At 62.3% G+C, this 24,789-nt stretch carries 15 protein-coding genes; 2 read left to right on the forward strand and 13 right to left on the reverse strand.

Translation table 11 applies throughout. From position 1 onward, the window contains the following. Positions 1-7: 7 nt before the first annotated feature. The 13 genes from rpsL to S101446_RS07680 form a co-directional block, all read right to left on the reverse strand. Positions 8-379 carry a 30S ribosomal protein S12 gene (rpsL, locus tag S101446_RS07620; RefSeq protein WP_003621118.1) on the reverse strand — a complete coding sequence of 124 codons (372 nt, stop codon included), beginning with the start codon at positions 377-379 and terminating at the stop codon, positions 8-10. A gap of 414 nt (positions 380-793) precedes the next feature. After that, positions 794-4,990, reverse strand: coding sequence for a DNA-directed RNA polymerase subunit beta' (rpoC, locus tag S101446_RS07625; protein ID WP_010506745.1), 4,197 nt, complete (start codon positions 4,988-4,990; stop codon positions 794-796). A 101-nt stretch (positions 4,991-5,091) separates the two neighbouring features. Next, the gene (gene rpoB, locus S101446_RS07630) at positions 5,092-9,264 is read right to left on the reverse strand and encodes a DNA-directed RNA polymerase subunit beta (RefSeq protein ID WP_019090426.1); all 4,173 of its coding nucleotides are present in this window, start codon (positions 9,262-9,264) and stop codon (positions 5,092-5,094) included. 255 nt (positions 9,265-9,519) lie between these two features. Next, positions 9,520-9,897 (reverse strand): 50S ribosomal protein L7/L12, encoded by a 378-nt coding sequence (rplL, locus tag S101446_RS07635; protein ID WP_010506747.1) that lies wholly within the window; start codon positions 9,895-9,897, stop codon positions 9,520-9,522. A 102-nt stretch (positions 9,898-9,999) separates the two neighbouring features. Next, positions 10,000-10,518 carry a 50S ribosomal protein L10 gene (gene rplJ / locus S101446_RS07640; RefSeq protein ID WP_010506748.1) on the reverse strand — a complete coding sequence of 173 codons (519 nt, stop codon included), beginning with the start codon at positions 10,516-10,518 and terminating at the stop codon, positions 10,000-10,002. 285 nt (positions 10,519-10,803) lie between these two features. Further along, positions 10,804-11,499, reverse strand: a complete 696-nt coding sequence (gene rplA / locus S101446_RS07645; protein ID WP_019090427.1) for a 50S ribosomal protein L1 — start codon at positions 11,497-11,499, stop codon at positions 10,804-10,806. A 5-nt stretch (positions 11,500-11,504) separates the two neighbouring features. Then, a complete protein-coding gene (gene rplK / locus S101446_RS07650) occupies positions 11,505-11,939 on the reverse strand; it encodes a 50S ribosomal protein L11 (RefSeq protein WP_010506752.1) in 435 nt (144 codons plus the stop codon). A gap of 112 nt (positions 11,940-12,051) precedes the next feature. After that, positions 12,052-13,674, reverse strand: coding sequence for an efflux transporter outer membrane subunit (locus S101446_RS07655; protein WP_010506754.1), 1,623 nt, complete (start codon positions 13,672-13,674; stop codon positions 12,052-12,054). Continuing rightward, positions 13,671-14,957 carry an efflux RND transporter periplasmic adaptor subunit gene (locus tag S101446_RS07660; protein WP_019084559.1) on the reverse strand — a complete coding sequence of 429 codons (1,287 nt, stop codon included), beginning with the start codon at positions 14,955-14,957 and terminating at the stop codon, positions 13,671-13,673. Before S101446_RS07660 ends, S101446_RS07655 begins: the two co-directional genes overlap by 4 nt. Further along, the gene (locus S101446_RS07665; protein ID WP_048850365.1) at positions 14,954-18,142 is read right to left on the reverse strand and encodes an efflux RND transporter permease subunit; all 3,189 of its coding nucleotides are present in this window, start codon (positions 18,140-18,142) and stop codon (positions 14,954-14,956) included. Before S101446_RS07665 ends, S101446_RS07660 begins: the two co-directional genes overlap by 4 nt. A 141-nt stretch (positions 18,143-18,283) precedes the next feature. Further along, complete coding sequence (locus tag S101446_RS07670; protein WP_087608029.1) at positions 18,284-19,681, reverse strand: sensor histidine kinase; 1,398 nt, start codon at positions 19,679-19,681, stop codon at positions 18,284-18,286. Next, positions 19,671-20,408 (reverse strand): response regulator transcription factor, encoded by a 738-nt coding sequence (locus S101446_RS07675; protein WP_010506759.1) that lies wholly within the window; start codon positions 20,406-20,408, stop codon positions 19,671-19,673. The genes S101446_RS07670 and S101446_RS07675 overlap by 11 nt, the downstream gene beginning before the upstream one ends. 55 nt (positions 20,409-20,463) lie before the next feature. Then, the gene (locus S101446_RS07680) at positions 20,464-21,804 is read right to left on the reverse strand and encodes a DNA recombination protein RmuC (RefSeq protein ID WP_087608030.1); all 1,341 of its coding nucleotides are present in this window, start codon (positions 21,802-21,804) and stop codon (positions 20,464-20,466) included. A gap of 241 nt (positions 21,805-22,045) precedes the next feature. Between S101446_RS07680 and S101446_RS07685 the strand changes: the two genes are divergently transcribed. Next, positions 22,046-23,440, forward strand: a complete 1,395-nt coding sequence (locus tag S101446_RS07685; RefSeq protein ID WP_019090432.1) for a dicarboxylate/amino acid:cation symporter — start codon at positions 22,046-22,048, stop codon at positions 23,438-23,440. 30 nt (positions 23,441-23,470) lie between these two features. Next, a complete protein-coding gene (locus S101446_RS07690) occupies positions 23,471-24,772 on the forward strand; it encodes an MFS transporter (protein WP_010506762.1) in 1,302 nt (433 codons plus the stop codon). Positions 24,773-24,789 lie beyond the last annotated feature (17 nt).

The following is a 24,789-nucleotide window of genomic DNA, read 5'->3' on the forward strand; positions in this document are numbered from 1 at the left end:
ATTCCTTTTACTTAGGACGCTTCGCGCCATAGAGCGAGCGACGCTGACGACGCTTGGCGATACCCTGGGTGTCCAGAACGCCGCGCAGGATGTGATAACGCACGCCAGGAAGATCCTTAACGCGACCACCACGGATCAGGACAACACTATGTTCCTGGAGGTTATGCCCCTCACCCGGAATATAGCTCACAACCTCATACCCGTTGGTCAGGCGAACTTTTGCCACCTTACGCAGAGCCGAGTTCGGCTTCTTCGGTGTGGTTGTGTAAACACGAGTACAAACGCCACGCTTCTGCGGACAGCCCTGCAGAGCAGGAACCTTGTTGCGTTTGGCTGCGGGCTCGCGACCTTTCGCGATCAACTGGTTGATGGTCGGCATACGCCTTTCCCGATCCTTACAAAATTCGGCCGGCCAACCCCATATCTGGTTGCCGACTGTCGTTCACAACAAAACCCCAACGAATGACAACCATCCGTTCGGGCATCATATTTACATCCGGCCTGGGCAGCCCGATTCCCGGACTGCGGCACCGCATGTCTGCATGCTGCATTCGACGGCCAACGACGTCTTTCAGACAGGGCTAGCCGAGGGCGCGTTACCTACGGGCAAACTGACCAAAAGTCAAGCCTTGCGCAGGATTCGCTAGCAGTCCGACAGAGCGACTCTGTTCCACCGGACTCGGAGCACCGCTCCGTCAGGCCGCTGATACCGCCTGAATCGGATGGTGACAATAGTGCAGCACCGAATCTTGCCAGATACCGGCCTGCGGTACCTGGCATTTCACTCGTATTGTTATTCGGCGGCCTTGGTGGTGGCCACCGCAGCGCGCGCCTGGGCCAGGCGCTGCTTGTCCTCGCCCGCCGCAACGGCACGGAGCTTGTTCATCACGCTGCCCGTCCCTGCCGGGATCAGGCGGCCGACAATCACGTTCTCCTTCAGGCCGTTCAGCGTATCCTTCTTCCCTGCCGTCGCGGCCTCCGTCAGGACACGCGTGGTCTCCTGGAAGGATGCGGCGGAGATGAAGGACTGCGTCTGCAGCGACGCCTTCGTGATGCCCTGCAGCACAGGCATGGCAACAGCCGGACGCTCGCCCATGTTCAGGCGCTTGGTGTTCTCTTCCTCGTACTCGATACGGTCCACCGTCTCACCGATCAGGTAGGTCGTATCGCCCGGCTCAAGGATTTCCACCTTCTGCAGCATCTGGCGGACAATGACTTCAATGTGCTTGTCATTGATTTTCACACCCTGCAGTCGATAGACGTCCTGGATCTCGTTGACGAGATAGTCGGACAGCGCCTCGACCCCCAGAACCTTCAGGATGTCGTGCGGCACGCGCGGACCGTCGACCAGCGGATCGCCAACCTGGACAAAGTCGCCTTCCTGGACGGAAACGTGCTTGCCCTTGGGGATCAGGTAATCCGTCTCCTCGCCCGTCTCGTCGTTCTTCACGATGACACGGCGCTTGGACTTGTAGTCCTTGCCGAATTCCACACGCCCCTCGGTTTCCGAGATGATGGCGTGGTCCTTCGGACGGCGGGCCTCGAACAGTTCGGCCACGCGCGGCAGACCACCGGTAATGTCACGCGTCTTGGAGCCTTCACGCGGGATACGCGCCAGCACGTCGCCTGCGTTGACCTGTGCGCCGTTCTCAACCGACAGCAGCGAGTCAGGCGACAGGAAGTAGCGGGCGTCGTTGCCGTTGGCCAGCTTCACCACATCGCCATTGGCGTCCTTCAGCTGCAGGCGAGGACGCAGGTCGATCCCCTTGGATGCCTGCTTGTAGTCCACGACCACCTTCGACGTCAGGCCGGTCACCTCATCCATCCGCTCCACCAGGGTGATGGAGTCGATCAGGTCAAGGTATTCGACCTTACCGGGCTGTTCGGTAATGATCGGCAGGGTGTACGGATCCCACTCGGCCATCTTCTGGCCACGCGTGACCTCGGCCCCGTCTTCCACCAGCAGGCGCGCACCATAAGGTACACGGTAGCGGGCGCGTTCGGTGCCGCGGTCATCCGTCAGCAGGATTTCGCAGTTACGCGACATGACGATGGGCACGTTCTGACTGTTATGCACAACGTTCTTGTTGCGGATCGTCACCTTGCCGTCACGCGACGCCTCGACCATCGACTGTTCGGCGCCACGCTGCGCCGCACCACCGATATGGAAGGTACGCATGGTCAGCTGGGTGCCCGGCTCGCCAATAGACTGGGCGGCGATGACGCCCACGGCCTCACCGATATTGACCGGCGTGCCGCGTGCAAGGTCACGGCCATAGCAGTGGCCACACACGCCCACACGGCTGTCACAGGTCAGCACGGAGCGGATCAGCAGGCTTTCGACACCCGCCTTCTCGATCTGCTCGGCCTGGGCTTCCTCGATCAGCGTATTGCGCGGGAACAGCATCTTGCCGGTCGCCGGATCCAGCACGTCGGCGGCAAGGGTACGACCCAGCATACGCTCGGACAGGGACGCGACAACCTCGCCGCCATCCATGACCGCACGGACCGTCAGGCCGCGTTCGGTGCCGCAGTCTTCCTCGACAATGATGCTGTCCTGCGCCACGTCGACCAGACGGCGGGTCAGGTAACCCGAGTTCGCGGTCTTCAGCGCGGTATCAGCCAGACCCTTACGCGCACCATGGCTGGAGGTGAAGTAATCGAGAACCGACAGGCCTTCCTTGAAGTTGGCGATGATCGGCTGTTCGATGATCTCACCCGACGGCTTGGCCATCAGGCCACGCATGCCGGCCAGCTGCTTCATCTGTGCTGGCGACCCACGCGCACCGGAGTGGCTCATCATCCACACGGAGTTGGTCGGCTTGCCGATTTCCTGCTTGGAAATCTCCTTCATCATCGCGGCCTGCACTTCGTCCGTGCAACGCGACCAGGCATCGACCACCTTGTTGTAGCGTTCGCCCGCGGTGATCAGGCCGTCCTGATACTGCTGTTCGAACTCCTTCACCTCGGCAGCGGTGCGGTCGACCAGTTCCTTCTTCTCGGTCGGGACGATCATGTCGTCCTTGCCGAAGGAAATGCCCGACTTCGCCGCGTGACGGAAACCAAGGCCCATCAGGCGGTCACAGAAGATCACGCATTCCTTCTGGCCACAGTGACGGTAAACCGCGTCGATGACGTCCGACACGATCTTCTTGGTCAACTGGCGGTTGATCAGCGAGAACGGCAGCGCGGCGTTGCGCGGCAGGATCTGCGCCACCAGCATGCGGCCCGGCGTGGTCACGACGGTTTCGCGCGTGACCTTGCCCTCGGCATCGACATTCTCGATACGCGCGCGGATCTTGTCATGCAGCTTTACGGCGCCCGTGCTGAGCGCATATTCCACTTCGCCCACGCTGGAGAAGGAAGGCGCACCCGCAACCGTCACCTGCCCCTTGTCATCATAGCTGTTCTGGTCGGGGGTCGCACGGAATTCCGGGGTCTCGAGGCTGAGATAGTAAAGCCCCAGCACGATATCCTGTGACGGCACGATAATGGGCTTGCCGTTGGCGGGGCTGAGGATGTTGTTGGTGGACATCATCAGCACGCGCGCTTCCAGCTGCGCCTCAAGGCTCAGCGGCACGTGAACGGCCATCTGGTCACCGTCAAAGTCCGCGTTGAACGCGGTGCAGACCAGCGGATGCAGCTGGATCGCCTTGCCTTCGATCAGCACCGGCTCGAACGCCTGGATGCCCAGACGGTGCAGCGTCGGCGCACGGTTGAGCATGACCGGATGTTCGCGGATCACTTCCTCAAGGATATCCCAGACTTCAGGACGTTCCTTTTCCACCATCCGCTTCGCGGCCTTGATGGTGGTGGCATGACCGTATTTTTCCAGCTTGGAGTAGATGAACGGCTTGAACAGCTCCAGCGCCATCTTCTTGGGCAAGCCGCACTGGTGCAGCTTCAGTTCCGGACCGACCACGATGACCGAACGGCCGGAGTAGTCAACGCGCTTGCCAAGCAGGTTCTGACGGAAACGGCCCTGCTTGCCCTTGAGCATGTCAGACAGCGACTTCAGCGGGCGCTTGTTCGCCCCCGTGATCGCACGGCCACGACGGCCATTGTCAAACAGCGCATCGACCGATTCCTGCAGCATGCGCTTTTCATTACGGACGATGATGTCCGGCGCACGCAGTTCGATCAGCCGCTTCAGACGGTTGTTACGGTTGATGACGCGACGGTACAGGTCATTCAGGTCCGATGTCGCGAACCGGCCGCCATCCAGCGGCACCAGTGGCCGCAGTTCGGGCGGGATGACCGGCACCAGTTCCAGGATCATCCATTCCGGGCGCGATTCACTGTCGGCAAAGGCCTCGACCAGCTTCAGGCGCTTGACCAGCTTCTTGCGCTTAGCCTCGGACGTGGTGTCCTTCAGTTCCTGACGCAGTTCTTCCTTTTCGACCTTGCAGTCAATGCGTTCCAGGATCTTCTTGATCGCCTCGGCGCCAATTCCGACCTCGATCCCCTCGTCGCCATGCTCGTCCATGACGTCAAGGTACTGGTCTTCCGTCAGCAGGCTGTACTGCTTGAGCGGCGACGTGCCGGGTTCCAGAACCACATAGCTTTCGAAATACAGGATCTTTTCCAGATCCTTCAGCGTCATGTCGACCATCAGGCCGATACGGCTGGGCAGAGACTTCAGGAACCAGATATGGGCGACGGGGCTTGCCAGTTCGATATGGCCCATGCGCTCACGCCGGACCTTGGCCAGCGTGACTTCAACGCCGCACTTTTCGCAGATGATGCCGCGGAATTTCATCCGCTTGTACTTGCCGCACAGGCATTCGTAATCCTTGATCGGACCGAATATCCGCGCACAGAACAGGCCATCACGTTCCGGCTTGAATGTCCGGTAGTTGATGGTCTCGGGCTTCTTGATCTCGCCGTACGACCAGGAACGGATCTGCTCGGCCGAAGCCAGCTGGATCTTGATCTGATCGAAGGTCATGGCCTGGCCGCCCTGACCAAGGATCTTCATGAGTTCATTCATGCGCCGCAAACCCCCTGAGGGAATGAAGCGGAAGCAGCCGCGTTATCTGCTTCCACTCCTGAAAGAAAAATGTATGGACCGACGTGCAACACAAGGTCCGGTCAGGAACCGCTCTGTTCCAGGTCAACATTCAGGCCAAGGGACTTCAGTTCCTTGATCAGGACGTTGAAGCTTTCCGGGATACCGGCTTCGAAATCATCCTGCTCGCGCACGATGGCTTCATACACCTTGGTACGACCGGACACGTCATCCGATTTGACCGTCAGCATTTCCTGCAGTGTGTAAGCCGCGCCATAAGCTTCCAGCGCCCACACTTCCATTTCACCAAAGCGCTGCCCACCGAACTGCGCCTTGCCGCCCAGCGGCTGCTGGGTCACCAGCGAGTACGGGCCGATGGAACGGGCATGGATCTTGTCATCAACAAGATGATGCAGCTTGAGCATGTAGATGTAACCGACCGTGGTCTTGCGTTCGAACGGTTCACCCGTGCGCCCGTCGATCAGCTGCGACTGCCCGGATTTATCCACGCCTGCCTTCTGCAGCATGGTCTCGATATCCGGGATGGACGCGCCATCGAACACCGGCGTTGCAATCGGCACGCCCTTGCGCAGGTTGCCACACAGCTCCAGCAGCTGGGCGTCGGTCATGTCGCCGATCTGCTCGTCATAAACCTTGTCGCCATAAACCGACTTCAGTTCATCAAGCAATTCCTGGCGCTTTTCGCCATGGCGCTGGTACTCATCGGCCAGCTGGGCTACCTGCCGGCCAATATTGGCGCAGGCCCAGCCCAGATGGGTCTCAAGGATCTGTCCCACGTTCATGCGCGACGGCACGCCGAGCGGATTCAGCACGATGTCAACCGAGGTGCCATCCTCAAGGAACGGCATGTCCTCAACCGGCACAACGCGGGAGACGACACCCTTGTTGCCATGACGGCCAGCCATCTTGTCACCCGGCTGCAGCTTGCGCTTCACCGCGACAAAGACCTTGACCATCTTCATCACGCCCGGCGGCAGTTCGTCACCACGCTGCAGCTTCTCGACCTTGTTGTCGAAGCGGGCCTGAATCTTGGAAACGGCGGCATCGAATTCACGACGTAGCGTTTCCAGTTCCGCCATGACCTCATCGGACATCACGGTGATGTTGCGCCATGCGCCACGGGGGTGCTCGGACAGAACCTCATCCGTGATCTCGGTGCCTGAACGGATGCCCTTGAAGCCCGTACCGGCCGTCTGGCCGATCAGGTGCTCGCGCAGACGGTTGTAGAAGGAACGTTCCTGGATGGCGCGTTCATCGTCGCGGTCCTTGGCCAGGCGTTCGATCTCGGCGCGCTCGATCGCCATCGCGCGCTCGTCCTTGTCCACGCCACGGCGGGAGAACACGCGCACATCCACGATGGTACCCGTCGTGCCGGGCGGCAGCTTGAGCGAGGTGTCACGGACATCGGACGCCTTTTCACCAAAAATGGCGCGCAACAGCTTTTCTTCCGGCGTCATCGGGCTTTCGCCCTTTGGCGTGACCTTGCCGATCAGGATATCGCCGGGGTTCACCTCGGCGCCCACATACACGATCCCGGCTTCGTCAAGGTTGCGCAGCGCTTCCTCACCGACATTGGGGATGTCGCGGGTGATTTCTTCCTGGCCCAGCTTTGTGTCGCGGGCCATGACCTCGAATTCCTCGATATGGATCGAGGTAAACACGTCATCACGCGCGATCCGTTCGGAAATCAGGATCGAATCTTCGAAGTTGTAACCGTTCCAGGGCATGAACGCGACCAGCACGTTACGGCCCAGCGCCAGTTCACCCAGTTCGGTGGACGGACCATCGGCGATGATCTCACCCGCGCGGACCTGGTCACCCACGCGCACCAGCGGACGCTGGTTGATGCAGGTGGACTGGTTGGAACGCATGTATTTGCGCAGGCGGTAGATATCCACGCCCTGCGTCGCACCGGCATCATCCGTCGCGCGGACAACGATACGCGCGCCATCGATCTGGTCCACCACGCCATGGCGGCGGGCCACGATCGCGGCACCCGAGTCATGGGCCACGGCAGCTTCCATGCCCGTGCCGACCAGCGGCGCGTCCGAACGCACCAGCGGCACGGCCTGACGCTGCATGTTCGAGCCCATCAGCGCGCGGTTGGCGTCATCGTTCTCAAGGAACGGAATGAGGGCCGCGGCAACCGAGACAAGCTGCTTGGGCGAGACGTCACACGCCGTCACGTCGGTCGGCGGAACCTGACGGAAGTCACCGCCACGGCGCACCGAAACCAGGTCGTCCGTCAGGTGACCCTGCGCGTCCTGCTTCGCATCCGCCTGGGCAACGACCAGCTTTTCCTCTTCCATGGCGGAAAGGTATTTCCAGCCATCCTGAAGAACGCCGTCCTCAACCATGCGGTACGGGGTTTCGATGAAGCCGTACTTGTTCACCTTGGCATAGGTGGCGAGGGAGTTGATCAGGCCGATGTTCGGGCCTTCCGGCGTCTCGATCGGGCAGATACGACCATAATGCGTCGGGTGCACGTCACGGACTTCGAAGCCCGCACGCTCACGCGTAAGCCCACCCGGGCCGAGTGCGGACAGGCGACGCTTGTGCGTGACTTCCGACAGCGGGTTGGTCTGGTCCATGAACTGGCTGAGCTGGGATGAGCCGAAGAACTCACGCACCGCGGCCGCCGCCGGCTTGGCGTTGATCAGGTCATGCGGCATGACCGTGTCGATATCGACCGAACCCATGCGTTCGCGGATGGCGCGCTCCATGCGCAGCAGGCCAACGCGGTACTGGTTTTCCATCAGTTCGCCAACCGAACGCACGCGACGGTTGCCAAGGTTGTCGATGTCGTCAATCGCGCCGCGACCGTCCTTCAGTTCGCACATGATCTTGACGGTGCGCAGGATGTCTTCCTTGCGCAGGACGCGCACCGTATCGGGCACGTCCACGCCAAGGCGCATGTTCATCTTCACGCGGCCAACGGCGGACAGGTCATAACGGTCGGGATCGAAGAACAGGCCGGAGAACATGGCTTCCGCCGTCTCGGGCGTCGGCGGCTCACCGGGGCGCATGACACGATAGATGTCGGTCAGCGCCTCATCGCGCGAGGCGTTCTTGTCCACAGCCAGCGTATTGCGGATCCATGGGCCATTGGCCGCGTCGACCGCAAGGGTGGACAGCGTGGTCAGGCCAGCTTCCTCAAGTTCTTCCAGCTTCTGCTCGGTCAGTTCGTCACCGGCTTCGGCAAAGATCTCGCCCGTGTGTTCGTTGACGATGTCGGACGCGATGAAACGCCCGATCAGCCCGGCCGGGCCGACCAGCACTTCCTTGGTGGTTTCCGCGATCTTGCGGACCATGCGCGCGGTCAGCTTCGCATCGACCGGGGCGACTTCCTCACCCGTCTGGGCATCGATCAGCGGCTCAAGCAGCTTCATGCCACGGAAGGAATCGGCGTCAAAACGGCGGGCCCAGCCCTTTTCCGTCTTGGTGAACTCGACCTTGCCATAGAAGTAGCTCAGGATCTCGTCGGGATCCATGCCACGGATTTCCATGGACTCCACGTCGCCACCCTCGGCGGCCTTGGCGGCGCGGGCGGCTTCGGATGCCGCGCCTTCCAGGGCGTACAGCAGCGTGGTGACCGGCAGCTTGCGCTTGCGGTCGATGCGGACGTAGATCAGGTCCTTGCTGTCGAATTCGAAATCGAGCCACGACCCGCGATAGGGAATGACGCGCGCAGCGAACAGGAACTTGCCCGAAGAATGGGTCTTGCCCTTGTCATGATCGAAGAACACGCCGGGGCTGCGGTGCATCTGGCTGACGATGACACGCTCGGTCCCGTTGATGATGAAGGTGCCGTTATCGGTCATGAGCGGCATGTCGCCCATGTAAACCGGCTGTTCCTTGATATCGCGGATCGAGCGTGACCCGGTATCTTCATCCACGTCCCACACGATCAGGCGCAGGATCACCTTCAGCGGCGCGGCAAAGGTCAGGCCACGCTGAATACATTCCTCGACGTCGTATTTCGGTTCTTCCAGCTCATAGCTGACGAATTCCAGACGCCCGCGCCCCGCGAAATCATTGATCGGAAAGACGGAACGGAACACTTCCTGCAGGCCCGTCGGCGTCCGGCTGTCGGGCGCCACATTCATCTGGAGGAACGTCTCGTAGCTTGCCCGCTGCACGTCGATCAGATTGGGCATCGGAGCGACCTCGGGTATATGCCCGAAGCTCTTGCGGATGCGTTTGCGTCCCGTGAACGATTTTGTAATCGCGTTCATCGCCTATCCAGCCCCCATCCACACAGGTCCGCACGACCGTGACACGAATGTCACGCGGACTGCGCGGCCCGTAAAAATCCTTGGCGGATCAACCGGCCCCATGGCCCGACCAACCCTTCACTACCGCCAAAGGCACCCGAAGCCTCGCGGCCAGGGTGCCTGTAACGCCCAAGGGGGCGGAAACCAGACGGTTTCCACCCTCACCTGAACAATCAGCCTGAGTGCGTCATAAACGACGCATCCCGATTGGCCAACTTATTTGATTTCGACAGCAGCGCCGTTGTCTTCAAGGGTCTTCTTGATCTTTTCGGCTTCATCCTTGCTGGCGCCTTCCTTGATGGTCTTGGGCGCGCCCTCGACCAGATCCTTGGCTTCCTTCAGGCCCAGACCCGTGATCGCGCGGATTTCCTTGATCACGTTGATCTTCTTGTCGCCCGCCTTGGTCAGGACAACGTCGAACTCGGTCTTCTCTTCAGCCGGCGCGCCACCAGCAGCGGCACCCGGGGCAGCAGCCACAGCAACCGGAGCAGCAGCGGAAACGCCCCACTTTTCTTCCAGCAGCTTGGACAGCTCGGCAGCTTCCAGAACGGTCAGAGCGGACAGGTCTTCAACAATCTTGTTCAGATCGGCCATAATTTTGGTCTTCCTAATTTATACACTGGTTGGCACGGCACAATCCCGTTTTTTCAGGAAAATGCCATTTTTTTGATAACCCGGCGGGCCGGGTCATAGGTCTCAGGCTGCTTCGCCCGTCTTGGCATAGGCACCAAAAACCCGTGCAAGCTGTCCGGCCGGCGCCTGCAGCACGCCTGCGATACGCGTTGCCGGCGTGGAGATAAGCCCCACCAGCTGCGCGCGCAGAACGTCCAGGGACGGCAGCTCGGCCAGAGCCTTGATGCTTTCGACGCTGAGCGTCTGGGCACCAAGCGATCCACCGAGCAGAACAAGCTTTTCATTGGTTTTGGCGAACTCGACCAGCACCTTCGCCACTGCTACGGGTTCATCCGCCCACGACAACGCGGTCGGCCCCTTCAGCAGCGGCTTGATGCCTTCGAACTGGGTCCCTGCCAGGGCGAGAGAGGCCAGCCGGTTCTTCGCGACCTTGTGTGTAGCTCCTGCCGCACGCACGCGACGCCGGAGTTCCGTCACATCAGCCACGCTCAGCCCGTCATTACGGGTGACGATGACCATGGACGTCTCAGCGAACACGGCTGCGAGGGAGGCAACAAACTCCCGCTTCTCCGTACGGTCCAAATCCCGTCTCCATCATCACCTGCCAGCAAGAAGCCGACAGGTAGGGTTTACCCTTGGGATATTCCGGCGTGCCGGTCATATCCCGGTTCGCCTGTCCTTTCAAACGGAACAACCAGTGCGGGCTTTCGCCCCGATCCGGCAATCCCCGTCTCCCGGTTGCAGCCCCTGCGGGCAATCAAGGCTTGCGCCACATCCGGTCATGGACAGGTTCGGAAAATGACGGCCAGGCCGTCATCCCCTGTTCCCCCGCCCCTGTTACAGGGCAGGGTCATTCTTCAGCTGACGTCAGCCCGCGGTGAAAGCGGACGTGTCAACCGTAACACCCGGCCCCATGGTGGAGGACAGGGCGATCTTCTTTACATACGTGCCCTTCGCGCCCGTGGGACGGGCCTTCTGGACGGCGTCCACGAACGCACGGATGTTTTCAGCCAGCTTGGCTTCGTCAAACGACGCCTTGCCAACGCCCGCATGCACGATACCGGCCTTTTCCGCGCGGTATTCGACCTGACCGGACTTGGCCGCGGAAACCGCGCCCTTCACGTCCATGGTCACGGTGCCCAGCTTGGGGTTGGGCATCAGGCCACGCGGGCCGAGGATCTTGCCCAGACGACCGACCAGCGCCATCATGTCCGGCGTCGCGATGCAGCGATCGAACTCGATTTCGCCAGCCTTCACCTTTTCGGCCAGGTCTTCGGCGCCAACCACGTCGGCACCGGCCGCCGTTGCTTCCTCGGCCTTCGGGCCACGGGCGAACACGCCAACGCGCAGGGTCTTGCCCGTGCCGTTGGGCAGGGACAGCAGGCCACGGACCATCTGGTCTGCATGACGCGGGTCAATGCCCAGGTTCATGGAGATTTCGACGGTCTCGTCAAACTTCGCCTTGGCGTTGTTCTTGACCAGGTTGATGGCTTCATCCAGGCCATACTGCTTCGTGCTGTCGACAGCGGCGCGGGCTGCGGTCAGACGCTTGTTCTTTGCCATTGTAATCAGCCCTCCACCACGTCGAGGCCCATGGAGCGGGCGGAACCCGCCAGCATGCGCACGGCGCCGTCGATATCGTTGGCGTTCATGTCTTTCTGCTTCGTCTCGGCGATCTCGCGCAGCTGCGCGATCGTGACCTTACCGACTGCCGCTGCCTTGCCTACCGTGGAGCTGCCCTTGGAAATCTTGGCGGCCTTCATCAGGAAGTAGGTGTTCGGCGGGGTCTTGGTAATGAAGCTGAACGTACGGTCGGCATACGCGGTGATGACGACGGGAATCGGCATACCGGGTTCGAGACCCTGCGTCTTTGCGTTGAACTCCTTGCAGAACTGCATGATGTTCAGGCCGCGCTGACCCAGTGCCGGACCAACCGGCGGGGACGGATTCGCCTTGCCGGCGGGGATTTGCAGCTTGATGTAGCCAACGATTTTTTTGGCCATATCCGGGGCTCCTGACTGTTTCACCCGGACCGCGGTTCTGGTGGCCCGCCCCCGCCCCGCATGGACAGGAAGCGCGACCTCCCGCGTTCCGATAAGAGGCGCGCACCTACCGCTATTTGGCGGGGGCTGTCAAGTCCCCGTCATGAAATCCCTTGCCCGACAGGTCGAGGGAATCGGGGCCATTATCGACATTCACGCCACTGAAGGACCGTGGCATGCGCATATGCGTGTACTGCATGGGGTCGAAAGGCTTGAGCTGCTTGTTGTTCGGCAGTTCCGCCGTGCTCCATCCACCGCCCAGCGCGCGAATCAGTTCCACCTGCGCCTGCATGTAGCGGGTTTCCACCTGCACTTCGGAAATGCGCGCCTGCAGGGCCGCGACCTGCGCCACTACCACGTCGAGGTAATTGGTCAGGCCACCGGTATAAAGCTGCATGGTCATGTTCTGCGTGCGCATGGAGGCCTGCACGGCCTCCGCCTGCTGGGCGGCCTCTATATTGAGGTCATGCGTCAGACTCAGCCCGTCTTCCACGTCCTTGAACGCATCCAGCACGATGCCGCGGTACTGGTCTTCCGCCTGACGGTACTGCGACCAGTTGCGCTGCACTTCCGCGCGCCGCAACCCGCCCTGGAACAGGGGCATGGCCGCCTGCGCGGCGTAGGAGTACATGCCGTTGGCGAATTTATCGAGCGTGAAGCCGTTATCCATGAAACCGGCTGTCGCGCTGAAGGTTACACGCGGGAAGAACGCCGCGCGCGAAACGCCGATGGCCCGGTTGGCCGCCGCCATGTGCCGTTCGGCGCTGGCGATGTCGGGCCTGCGTTCCAGCAGGGTGGCCGGAATGCCGACCGGGGTCGCCACCTTGGGGAAGGTAATCTGGTTACGGGGCTGGATATGGAAACTGGTCGGGGTCACGTTCACCAGGATCGCAATCGCGTGCTCCATCACGGCGCGCCGGGCCTGCAGGTCCGTATCCGCCGCCTGGGTGGACGAAAGCTGCGTCTGGGCGCGCGATACGTCGATACCGGCCGCGATGGCGCCAGCCTGCCGCATCTTGGTGATCTTGACCGCGGTTTCGTAATACCGGATCGAGTCGAGATAGACCGCGTGCTGCGCATCCATCCCGCGCAACTGCATGTAGTCATTGGCCAGTTCGGACTGGATGCTCAGCCGCGCCACCGCAAAATCGGCCGCCGCCGCCTGCGCCAGACGCTGCTGCACGCGCCTGCGGTTACGGATGGCGGACCAGAAATCCGGTTCCCACCGTGCCGCGGCGCTATACTGTTCGGATGACATGTAGATCGGGCCGGTCGACCCCACGCCACGCCACAGACGGTGGTTGGATGCCTGGTTCTGTGACGCGCCGGCCCCACCCGAGATCTGTGGGTACAGGTTCGACTGCGCTTCCGCCACGATGTCCCGCGCCTGGGTGAAGGCTTCCGCGTCCGCCTGCAGGTTCGGGTTCAGGTGGCTGGCGCGTTCTTCCAGTTCATCAAGGGTGGAGTCGTGAAAGACCTTCCACCAGTCCCCCCTGGCCACGCCATCCTGCGGGGTGCCGAACTGCACCACGGCATCCCCCTTCCAGTTGTCGGGCAGCATGTAATGCTGGCCATGGTATTTCGGGGCCAGGTCCACGCAGCCACCCAGCGTACTGGCGATTGCGGCGCATCCGGCCAGCGAAAGCATGCGACGGGACAGCATGGGGCATGACGGGTCGCGTGGTGCGCCGTTCATTGGCGCACCCCCGTGTCGCCCGCGTTGCTGTCGCCCGCGGGCATGGCCCGCACGTCATCCCCCTTGTCCACCGCGGGCGAGGCGGTCGCACCTGCGTCGTTATATCCCGGCGTCGCACCGACCAGATAGACCTTCTGGCCTTCCAGCAGACCCGCCGACGGGTTGTTCACAATCCGGTCCTTTGGACCGATACCTGCCAGAACCTGCACTTTTGTCCCCAGATTGGTACCAACCGTTACATTGCGCAGGCGGATGCGGTCATCGGCGTCCACGACCGCCACCTGCATGCCCTGCGCGCGGAACACAAGGGCACCTTCGGGGATTATCAGGATATCGGGATCACCGGGTGCGACAAAGTGTACATTGGCATAGGAATCCGGCCACAGTTCGCGCTTGTCATTATCGACCACCAGTTCGGTCGTCACCGTACGCGTGCCCACATTGAACGCCTTGGCGGTCGCAAGGAACTTGGCCTTGAACACCCGCCCCGGATACTGCGGCACAGACACGTCACCTTCCAGCTTGGGGCTGATGATGTCGGCATAATCCTGTGGCACGGACACGAACACGCGCATACGGTGCACGTCCGCCACGCTAAACAGTTCGGTTGCGGTGCCACGGGACGAGACATCGCCACCGCCCGCGTTCACGTAATCGCCCACATCTGCCAGGCGCGATGTCACCACGCCGTCAAACGGGGCCACGATCTGCTTGAACGCAATCAGGGCGGCGTAGCGGGACACTTCGTGGCGCGCGGCCTCGACTTCCGCCTGCCGGGCTTCGGCATTGGCGGCCTGCACGTCCACTTCCTGCTGTGACACGGCCTGCGTGCCCTGCAGCGCACGCCAGCGTTTGGCGGTGATCTGGGCCAGCCTGTACCGCGCCATGGCCACGTCGAAATTGGCCTTGGATGCCGCGTACTGCGCATCCAGTCCCGGCGTGTCGATGGTGGCCAGGATCTCGCCCGCCTTCACCTTCGCGCCGATATCCTTATACCACATCTGCACATAGCCCGAGACCTGCGCGAAGATGGGCGCCTGGTACCAGGCCGAGATATTGCCCGGCAGGTCCAGCGTGCGGGTCTTCGGTCCCTTCTGCGGCATGATGACCTGCACGCGGGGAATGGCCGCGTCCTGCGCCACGTCCTTCAGGTGCGAGACATGGATCCGGCGTTCAAGAATGCCACCCGCGACAATGGCGGCCACCACAACCCCACCCAGGGTGACATACAGCCGCGCGCGCCCGGACATGCGTGGCTTGGGGGTTTCGCCTGTGGCGGTCATGCGTGTTCTCCTTCGCCAGCGGCGGACTTCTTGGACTTTCTGGAATGGATCAGGGCGAATACGCAGGGAACGAACAGCAGGGTCGCGCATGTCGCCACCAGCAGGCCGCCCATCACGGCGCGTCCCAGCGGGGCATTCTGCGAATTGCTCAGCGACATGGGCAGCATGCCGATGATCATGGCCGACGCCGTCATCAGCACGGGACGGATACGTTCATACCCCGCCTCGATCGCGGCGCGCAGCGCATCGCCATGCACATCCATCCGTTCCCGCGCGAAGGATACGACAAGGATGGAGTTGGCCGTGGCCGTGCCCATGCACATGATCGCCCCCGTCAGCGCCGGGACCGACAGCGCCGTATGCGTCAGGAACAGGCTCCACGCGATCCCCGCCAGCGCCCCGGGAAGGGCCGTGATGATGATGAACGGGTCCAGCCATGACTGGAAGTTGACCACGATGATCAGGTACACCAGCAGGATCGACATCGCCAGGCCGCCGATAAGCTGGGTATACGCCCCGTTCATGGTCTCCGCCTGACCACGGATGGTCAGGCTGGACCCCGCGGGCAGGTCCTTGCGCACATCGTCCACCACGCGGGCGACCTGCCGGGACACCGCGCCAAGGTCCAGCCCCTCGGTCGAGGCGTAGATGTTGAACACCGGCATGATGTTGTAGTGCGAGACCTCGCCCGGGGTGCCGGTCTGCACGATGTCGCTCAGCCCGCCCAGGATCTGCGGCGCCTTGTCCGACGGGTTGCCGTCGCCCTTGTCGATGGGAATGGTCTCAAGGTCGTTCATGGTCTGCAGGAACTGCAGCGGCGTCTGGATATCCACCAGATGTGAAACCCCGGTCTTGGGATCCAGCCAGTAGGTCGGCGCCACCTGCCCGCTGCCCGACAGGACGGCCAGCGCGTTGTTCGCCACGTCCGCTTCGGTCAGGCCGGTACCCAGCGCGTAGGTCCGGCGCGCATTGACGCGCAGCGTGGGCGTATTCAGCGGTTCCTGCACCGCCACGTCGGCAATGCCGGTGACATGGCGCAGCTTTTCAGCCAGCTTTTCGGCAAAGTCGAAATTGGCGTACAGGTTGCGCCCCGTGACCTGCACGTCCAGCGGTGCGGGCAGGCCGAAATTGAGGATCTTGGCCGTCAGGTCGGCCGGCATGAAGGTGATCTCGGTGCCGGGAAATTTCTCCGCCAGCCCCTTGCGCAGGATCGTGCGGTATTTCGCGACGGGCGCTTCCTCATCCTTCAGCGTCACGGTCAGGTCACAGTCCTGCGCACCAACGGTGGGCGTGGGGATGAATGCCTGGTTGAGCGGGCTGAACGGCAGGCCGCAGTTGTTGACGATATTTTCGACCTGTCCAGGCAGCAGGCGTTCGATCTCGTAATTCACCAGCATGGAAATCTTGCCGGCTTCGGCGATCTTGGTGCCCATCGGCGCGCGCATGTGCAGCGCCAGCGCATTGGAATTGATTTCGGGAAAGAAGTCCTGCCCCGCGAACACCAGCAGCACGAGCGAGCAGAACGCCCCGAGGCCGAATATCGGCACGAACCGCCCGCGTATGCTGATCAGGTGTTCAAGGATGGCGCGATAACGGTTGCGGAAGGCAATGAACTTCCGCTCGAACCCCTGCTGGAAGCGACCGAAGATATTGCGCGGTTCCTGGTGTCCCCCCGCCGCCCTGGCCGCCGCATGGGCCGCGACCTGTGCCGCCAGCATGTATTTGGCCATGGTCGGCACCAGCGTGCGCGACAGGATGAAGGATGCGATCATGGCGAAGATGATGGCTTCGGCCATGGGCATGAACAGCCAGCCTGCGACACCCGTCAGCTGGAACAGCGGCATCCACACGATACAGATACATAATGTGGACACGAAGGTGGGGATAACGATCTGGTTGGCGGCGTCAATGATGGCCGTTTCCAGATCCTTTTCCATTTCAAGGTGGGCGTCGATGTTCTCGATCATGACGGTGGCGTCATCAACCAGGATACCGACCGCCAGCGCCAGGCCACCCAGCGTCATGACATTGATGGTCTGCCCCGCCATGCCCAGCCCGATGACCGAACACAGCATGGCCAGCGGAATGGAGGTGGCGATGATGACCGTCGATCGCCACGACCCCAGGAACAGAAGCACCACGAGACTGGTCAGCAGGGCGGCGGTGCCCATTTCCTGCACCACGTCGCGCACCGCTTCCTTCACGAAGGTCGAGGCATCGCCCAGCACGGTGATATCGACGCCCGGCGGCAGCGTGCGGACAATGGAGGGCAGCAGCGCCTTGATCCCGCTGACCACCGACAGGGTGGAGGCGTCGCCACTTTTCATGATGACGATCAGGACGGCCTGATGCCCCTTGACCAGCACCATGTTGGTCTGTGGTGGCCCGCCGGCATGCACCCACGCCACATCACGCAGGTAGACGACGGAATTGCCTTCCTGCTTGATGGGCATGTTATTGAAACTGTCTATTTCCTCAGGCGAGGCATTGGTCTGGACCATCCAGTCGAATGCGCCGATCTGCTGGTCACCGGCAGGCAGCACGATGTTCTGCTTGCCCAGCGCATTGCCGATATCGGTCGCAGACAGGCCATGGGCCAGCAGCTTGCTCTGGTCCAGGTCAACCATGATATTGCCTGGCTGGCCGCCATACGGGTTGGGGATGGCCGCCCCCGCAACCGATACCAGCGCAGGGCGGATCAGGTTGGAGGACATGTCATAGATCTGCGACGCCGTCATGGAATCGGACGACACCTGCAACGTCAGCACCGGCACGGATGATGCGTTGTAGGTCAGCACAAGCGGCGGGGTCATGCCCGCGGGCATCTGCTTGATGACCGTCTGGGAAACGGAGGTGATCTGCGTCTGCGCCACGGCGGTATCGGTGCCGGGCTGGAAGAACACCTTCACGATGCCGCGCCCGTAATAGGACTGGCTTTCGATATGTTCGATATTGTTGACCGTCGCGGTCAGGGCGCGTTCGTAATAATAGACGACGCGGCCGGACATGTCCTCGGGCATGAGGCCGGTATAGGTCCAGCAGATCGCAACGACGGGAATATTGATGCTGGGGAAGACGTCGGTTGGCGTGCGCAGCAGTCCACGGACACCGAATACGACAATCAGGATGGAAAGGACGACGAAAGTATAGGGCCGCTTGAGCGCGGTAACAACGATACCGTTCATGCGTGGCCTGTTTCCCTCCGCCCGGTCGGCTGACCTTCCACGGACCCGGGCCGGGACAGGTGGTGTTCGTACATATCTCGTCTCCCCGTCTGTCCTTCCGGTGTTAACGGGGGCATGACGGGTCGCAAATGAAATTTCAATTTAGTTTCCAGCCTGAATCAAGGTCGATGGTGGGAAAATGATACCCATTGTAACCCCTGGCAGGCTGTCATGCACACGCGACGGCATGATGTCGAGCCGCGCGTGATGCAGCGCCAGGATGGCCGACACCAGACTCAGCCCAAGCCCGCTGCCGGGAATATGGCGACTTTTATCCGAACGGTAGAAACGCCCCATGACCGCCTTGCGTTCCCCCGCCGGGATACCGATTCCGGTATCGACAACCTGCAGCAGCGCGCAGTCCCCGCTCATGCGGGTGCGGATTTCAACCCGGCCGCCTTCGGGCGTGAACTTGATCGCGTTGTCCACCAGGTTGGCCAGCACCTCGATCAGCAAGTCCCTGTCCCCCTGCACCTGTATCGGCGTGTCCGCGTCCCCATATGACAGGATGATACCCTTGGTTTCGGCTATGGGTTCATACAGATCCACGATATCGGCCACCAGCGCGCCAAGGTCGACCGTGCCGAATCCCGCGCGCCTGCGGCCGTTCTCGATCTCGCCAATGCGCAGCAGGGCGGTGATGATGGAAAAGGACTGGTCCAGGTCGTCGATGGTGCGGGAAATGACATTGCGCAGCGCCTCGGCCGAGTGCCCGGCATTCAGGGCGCGGTCAAGGCGCGCCCGCACGCGCGCAAGCGGCGTGCGCAGGTCATGGGCGATGTCATTGCCCACGTCGCGTATTTCATCCAGCAGCTGTTCCAGCCGGTCCAGCATGCGGTTGACGCTGCCCGCAAGGCGCTGGAGGTCGTCATTCTGTTTTCCCGCCGGCAGGCGTTCATGCAGGTCGCCTTCCATGATGCGGTCGATCGCCTCATGCATGTCCTTGACCCGCGACAGGGCGCGATGGCTGAGGAAGATGCCGGTCATAAGCGCGAACAGGACGGTCGGCACGATCGAGACCAGCATGGAATGCCGCATCATCAGCCGCAGTTCGGTGCGCATGTGCCGGCTGCGCCCCAGCACCAGATAACGTCCCCCCCGCACATGCACCGCCACCATGCGCAGCAGGGTGGCGGAACCACCGCCCATTGCCTCGGGTTCGACGACATGGACATGCCCGTCCGCCACCAGCCCGGTGGGCCAGTTGTGCAGGTCGCCCACGATATAATGCTGCTGTGCGTCAAACAGCGTGGTGACGTTCATGATGATGCGCAGGTCGTCGGTCGCGCGGTCGCGCACCTGCTGCTCAAGTTCGGCAGGGGGTTCGCGCTGCAGGATGCTGGCTTCGCGCAGCAGCAGCATGTCGGACCGCCGGGCCTCGAACACGCTGGCCTGGCTGTAGCCGAAGAAGAACTGCAACGCCGCCGAACAGATCATTGCCGCCACCACCGCCAGTGTCAGGCGGAAGGTGGCGGTACGGAACAGTTCGTTACGAAGCACGCAGCATGAACCCCGCGCCCCGGATGCTCTGGATCAGGGGGGGCTTGCCGCTTTCATCGATCTTGCGGCGCAGCTTGCCGATATGCACGTCCACAAGGTTGGTCTGGGGAATGAAGCGGTAATTCCACACATCCTCCAGCAGCATGTTGCGGGTCAGTACCTGTCCCGGCCGGCGCATGAGGTATTCCAGCAGGCGGAATTCCCGCGGCAGCAGGTCGATCGGCACGCCATCGCGCGTGACCGTGCGTTCGATCAGGTCCATTTCCAGCGGGCCGACGCGCAGCATGGTATGGCGTGAATTGTCAGGCCTGCGCAGCAGCGCCTCCAGCCGCGCGGCCAGTTCCTCCATCGCAAACGGCTTGGTCAGGTAGTCATCGCCGCCCGCCTTCAGCCCGCTGACCCGGTCATCCACCGCCGACAGGGCGGACAGCACCAGCACGGGCACATGCACCCTGCGCTCACGCAGGGTCTCGATCAGCGTCAGGCCATCGAGTTCGGGCAGCATGCGGTCCACGATCATGACATCGAAATGCGCGTTCAGCCCCATCGCCAGGCCGGCGGCGCCTGATTCCTCATGCTGGACGTGGAAATGACGGCTTTCAAGTTCCTCCACCACTTCCTGCGCAATCTTGCTGTCATCCTCCACCAGCAGGACACGCGGCGCGGTCCCGCCCGTGGGGGAAACGGGCGCGCTTTCAGGACGGTGGGCTTCGGACGGAACACTCATCATCCCTTCCTTATGCAGCGCGTGCCGGAGCGGGGCCAATTAAAATCGTTTTCAGCTACGTCCCATGCCCACCCGCCCCTTCGCGCGACCATGACGGCGCCATGTCGGCCTGCGCGCCTGCCCCCTCCCCCATGGCGGAAGCCGGGTTCACCCCGTCATCCCCGGCAGGGGCGGCGGCGGTATCCACATCCAGTTCGCGCAGCCTGCGGGTCACGAGGCCGGTGCGCCTGCGGGCTTCGTCAATGGAGGATGACATGGCAGACGCATTGCGGGCCAGTTTTTCCAGCACCCCGTCCATACGCAGCATTTCCTGGCGCGTGGCGCCCAGCAGGCGCGCGATGTCATCCGTGCGCCGTTCCAGCGCCAGCGTCACGTAACCAAGATGGATGGTGCGCAGCATGGCGGGCATGAGGCCCGGCCCCATCACGATGACGCGATAGGTCCGGCCGATTTCATCCAGCAGGCCGGGAATACGCGCGACCTCCGCGTACAGCCCATCAGTGGGCAGGTACAGGACGGCGAATTCAACCGTCACGGGTGGCACGATGTATTTGGTCGCGATCTTGCGCGCCTCGATCCGCAGGGTAGTTTCCAGCGCGCGGCGGGCGGCGCGTTCGGCGTCGGGGTTGCAGTCGTCCACCGCCTGCAGAAGACGTTCATAGGCTTCGGTCGGGAATTTGGAATCAATCGCCAGCACCGGCGGGACGGTGGCCCGCACCGGCATGCGCACCGCGAATTCCACCACCTCGCGGCTGTCATCACGCAGGCGGCGGTTGGTTTCGTACGCGCCTTCGGGCAGCACGTCGTCCAGAATGCTGCGCAACTGGGATTCACCCCATCCGCCACGGGTCTTGACGTTGGAAAACAGGCGCTTGAGGTCCCCCACCTGCGCGGTCATGGCCGAGACCTCGCCCATCGCCTTCTGCATCGCGCCGATCTGTTCCAGCACGCGCTGGAAGGATGTCTGCATCTGCTTTTCCACTGCCTGATGCAGGCGTTCATTCACGGCCGCACGCAGTTCATCGCTCTGCCGCCTGCCCTCCTCCGCCATTTCGCGCAGGGCTTCGGACTGCGTCACACGCATTTCCGCAAGGTCGCGGCCCATCATGCGGGCGATGCGGTTGAAGGTTTCGGTCATTTCCTGATGCCGCTGGTCCAGCCTTGTCGACAATGCGCGTTCGATTTCCGCCATGCGGGCGCGCTGGGCCTCGTTTTCCGCCACGCGGGCGGCGGTCTCCCGCTCCGTCATCACGCATAGCCGCGCCAGCTGGTCCGCATCTTCCGCCTGTCCCGCCATAAGGGAAAGACGGCGCAGCACGATCAGGGACAACAGGCATGACATGGCGGCAAGCAGCATTCCGATCCACAAGACGGGCGATGCGGACAGATCGGGCATGGCGGATTGTTTCCCATCGTAAAGAACAAAACATGTCCGTGCCCTGTAATACGGGTGATGTAAACCCATCATGTTTTTTTGGAATATCTGGCAACCGTGATATGCAGCGACCGTAACGATCCGCCTTTCACCTGATTTTCAGGTTCGCATGGCGCCAAAACACACTAGCGTGCCCCGACATGCCTTCACCCCGCCCGTTCGCGGTGCCGGAAACCGAACCGTTCTTGAGGACCCATCCACCATGCCCGAGGAAACGCAGACCTGCCCGCAAGCCCGACCGGCGCGGCGCGGATCCCTGTTTCGCAGCCTGTATGCGCAGGTTGTCATCGCGGTGGTGGCGGGCATCGCGCTGGGATATTTCTGCCCGCATGTGGCAGTGACGCTGAAACCGCTGGGGGATGGCTTCATCCGCCTGGTCAAGATGGTGATCCCGCCGGTCATCTTCCTGACGGTGGTGACGGGGGTGGCCAGCCTGTCCGACCTTGGGCAGGCGGGACGGCTGGCGGCCAAGGCAATGGTCTATTTCCTGACGTTTTCCTCGCTGGCGCTGGTGGTGGGCATGGTCATGGCCAACGTCGTGCGTCCCGGCGCGCATATCCATGCCGACCCCGCGACACTGGATACCCACGCGGTCGCCGCCTTTACCGCGCGGGCACAGGCGCATTCGTTCAGTGACTTCCTGCTCAACATCATTCCCGACACGGTGGTCAGCGCCTTTGTCTCGGGCGATATCCTGCAGGTGCTGCTGATCGCCATCCTGTTCAGCATCAGCCTGTCGCACATGGGGGCGAAGGGGCATGCGATCCTGTCGCTGCTCAAGCAGCTGACGCAGCTGGTGTTCGGGGTGGTGCGGCTGGTCATGTATGCCGCGCCCATCGGGGCGCTGGGGGCGATGGCGTTCACCATCGGGCGGTTTGGCATCGGTTCCGTGCTGCACCTCGCCTTCCTTGTGGCGACCTTCTATGCCACTTCCGCGCTGTTCATACTGGTGGTGCTGGGGGCGGTCGCGCGGTGGAACGGGTTCCGCATCCTGCCGCTGCTGGCCTACCTGCGTGAGGAACTGCTGATCGTTCTGGGCACCAGTTCATCCGAATCAGCGCTTCCCAGCCTTATGACCCGGATGGAGAACGCCGGCTGCGCACCGTCCGTCGTGGGGCTGGTGGTGCCGATGGGCTATTCCTTCAATCTTGATGGCACAAACATCTACATGTCGCTGTCTGCGCTGTTCATTGCGCAGGCGACGGATGTGCACCTGGGCCTGGGCCAGCAGGTCAGCCTGCTGCTGGTCGCCATGATCAGTTCCAAGGGGGCCGCCGGGGTCACGGGGGCAGGTTTCGTCACCCTCGCCGCGACGCTGGCGGTGGTGCCCGACGTGCCAGTGGCGGGCATGGGGCTGATCCTGGGCATTGACCGTTTCATGTCGGAATGCCGGTCGCTGACCAACATCATCGGCAACGCGGTGGCCACCATCGTGCTGGCCCGGTGGGAAGGCGCGCTGGATACCGAACGCCTTGCCGCCGCCCTGTCGGGCCGGATCAGCGATACGCAGGCCGACACCCCCATCATGACCGGGACTGGCGCCGTATCCGGCAGCAGTCCCGCACGCGCGGCCCCGTCCCCATCCCATTCATCCTGACGACCCTTACGCCCCCATAGGTTGAACATCATGCCTGTTTTCAAGACCCAGACCGGCGCGCTGACCACTGCGCAGAGAATACGAAGCATTATTGCGGGTTCGTCCGGAAATCTGATCGAATATTACGACTGGTACGTCTATGCGGCATTTTCCATGTATTTTGCCCATGCCTTCTTTCCAAAGGGCAACCAGACGACGGAACTGCTGCGCAGTGCGGCGGTGTTCGCCATCGGCTTCCTCATGCGGCCGGTGGGCGGATGGCTCATGGGGCTTATGGCGGACCGGCATGGACGACGCGCGGCGCTGAGTGTTTCGATCATCGCCATGTGCGCAGGCTCGCTGGCCATTGCCGTGTGCCCGACATACGAACGCATTGGCGTTGCGGCCCCGTGCGTGCTGCTGTTCGCGCGCCTGCTGCAGGGGCTGAGCCTGGGGGGCGAATACGGGGCCAGCGCCACGTACCTGTCGGAAATAGCCCCCTCCGCGCAGCGCGGGTTTTACGCCAGTTTCCAGTATGTCACGCTGGTCATGGGGCAGCTTCTGGCCCTTGTCGTGCTGCTGATCCTGCAGTTCGCGCTGCTCAGCCCGGCACAGCTCGGGGCGTGGGGCTGGCGCGTTCCGTTCTGCATCGGCGCGCTGCTGGCGCTGTCCATCCTGTGGTTCCGTCGCGGCATGGCGGAAAGCGAGCAGTTCAATACGGCCAGCCATGACCGCAACGCCCATGGCGGTCTGCGCGTGCTGCTGCGCCACCCGCGTGAGGTACTGGGCGTATGCGGCCTGACGCTGGGCGGGACGGTCGCGTTCTACACCTTCACCATCTACATGCAGAAATACCTGGTCAACACGGCGGGGCTGAGCAAGGAGCAGTCCACGCTGGTCTCCACCGCGTCACTGGTGGTGTTCGCCATGGTCCAGCCCGCCTTTGGCGCGCTGTCGGACCGGGTGGGCCGCAGGCGGCTGCTGCTGTCGTTCGGCATCATCGGCTGCGTTGCGACCGTACCGCTCATGCAGGCCCTGTCCAGCGTGCATTCCCCACTGGTGGCTTTCGGTCTGGTGACGGCGGCGCTGGTCGGGATTTCGGGCTATACCTCCATCAACGCGGTGGTGAAGGCCGAACTGTTTCCCACGCGCATCCGCGCGCTGGGGGTGGCGCTGCCCTATGCGCTGACCGTTTCGGTCTTTGGCGGCACGGCGGAATACGTGGCCCTGTGGTTCAAGCAGATCGGGCATGAAGGACTGTTTTACTGGTACGTGACCGGCTGCATCGCCTGTTCGCTGCTGACCGTGCTGTTCGTGCTGCCCGGGCATGATCGCATTACGCAGGAACACTAAAAACCATTATCAAAAAC

Source organism: Komagataeibacter europaeus, assembly GCF_002173515.1.
GTDB classification, from domain to species: domain Bacteria; phylum Pseudomonadota; class Alphaproteobacteria; order Acetobacterales; family Acetobacteraceae; genus Komagataeibacter; species Komagataeibacter europaeus.

Bases quoted from the DNA above. Each gene is read 5' to 3' on its own strand.
- rpsL (WP_003621118.1), bottom strand. From the start codon at position 379: ATGCCGACCATCAACCAGTTGATCGCGAAAGGTCGCGAGCCCGCAGCC.
- rpoC (WP_010506745.1), bottom strand. From the start codon at position 4,990: ATGAATGAACTCATGAAGATCCTTGGTCAGGGCGGCCAGGCCATGACC.
- rpoB (WP_019090426.1), bottom strand. From the start codon at position 9,264: ATGAACGCGATTACAAAATCGTTCACGGGACGCAAACGCATCCGCAAG.
- rplL (WP_010506747.1), bottom strand. From the start codon at position 9,897: ATGGCCGATCTGAACAAGATTGTTGAAGACCTGTCCGCTCTGACCGTT.
- rplA (WP_019090427.1), bottom strand. From the start codon at position 11,499: ATGGCAAAGAACAAGCGTCTGACCGCAGCCCGCGCCGCTGTCGACAGC.
- rplK (WP_010506752.1), bottom strand. From the start codon at position 11,939: ATGGCCAAAAAAATCGTTGGCTACATCAAGCTGCAAATCCCCGCCGGC.
- S101446_RS07655 (WP_010506754.1), bottom strand. From the start codon at position 13,674: ATGAACGGCGCACCACGCGACCCGTCATGCCCCATGCTGTCCCGTCGC.
- S101446_RS07660 (WP_019084559.1), bottom strand. From the start codon at position 14,957: ATGACCGCCACAGGCGAAACCCCCAAGCCACGCATGTCCGGGCGCGCG.
- S101446_RS07665 (WP_048850365.1), bottom strand. From the start codon at position 18,142: ATGAACGGTATCGTTGTTACCGCGCTCAAGCGGCCCTATACTTTCGTC.
- S101446_RS07675 (WP_010506759.1), bottom strand. From the start codon at position 20,408: ATGAGTGTTCCGTCCGAAGCCCACCGTCCTGAAAGCGCGCCCGTTTCC.
- S101446_RS07680 (WP_087608030.1), bottom strand. From the start codon at position 21,804: ATGCCCGATCTGTCCGCATCGCCCGTCTTGTGGATCGGAATGCTGCTT.
- S101446_RS07685 (WP_019090432.1), top strand. From the start codon at position 22,046: ATGCCCGAGGAAACGCAGACCTGCCCGCAAGCCCGACCGGCGCGGCGC.
- S101446_RS07690 (WP_010506762.1), top strand. From the start codon at position 23,471: ATGCCTGTTTTCAAGACCCAGACCGGCGCGCTGACCACTGCGCAGAGA.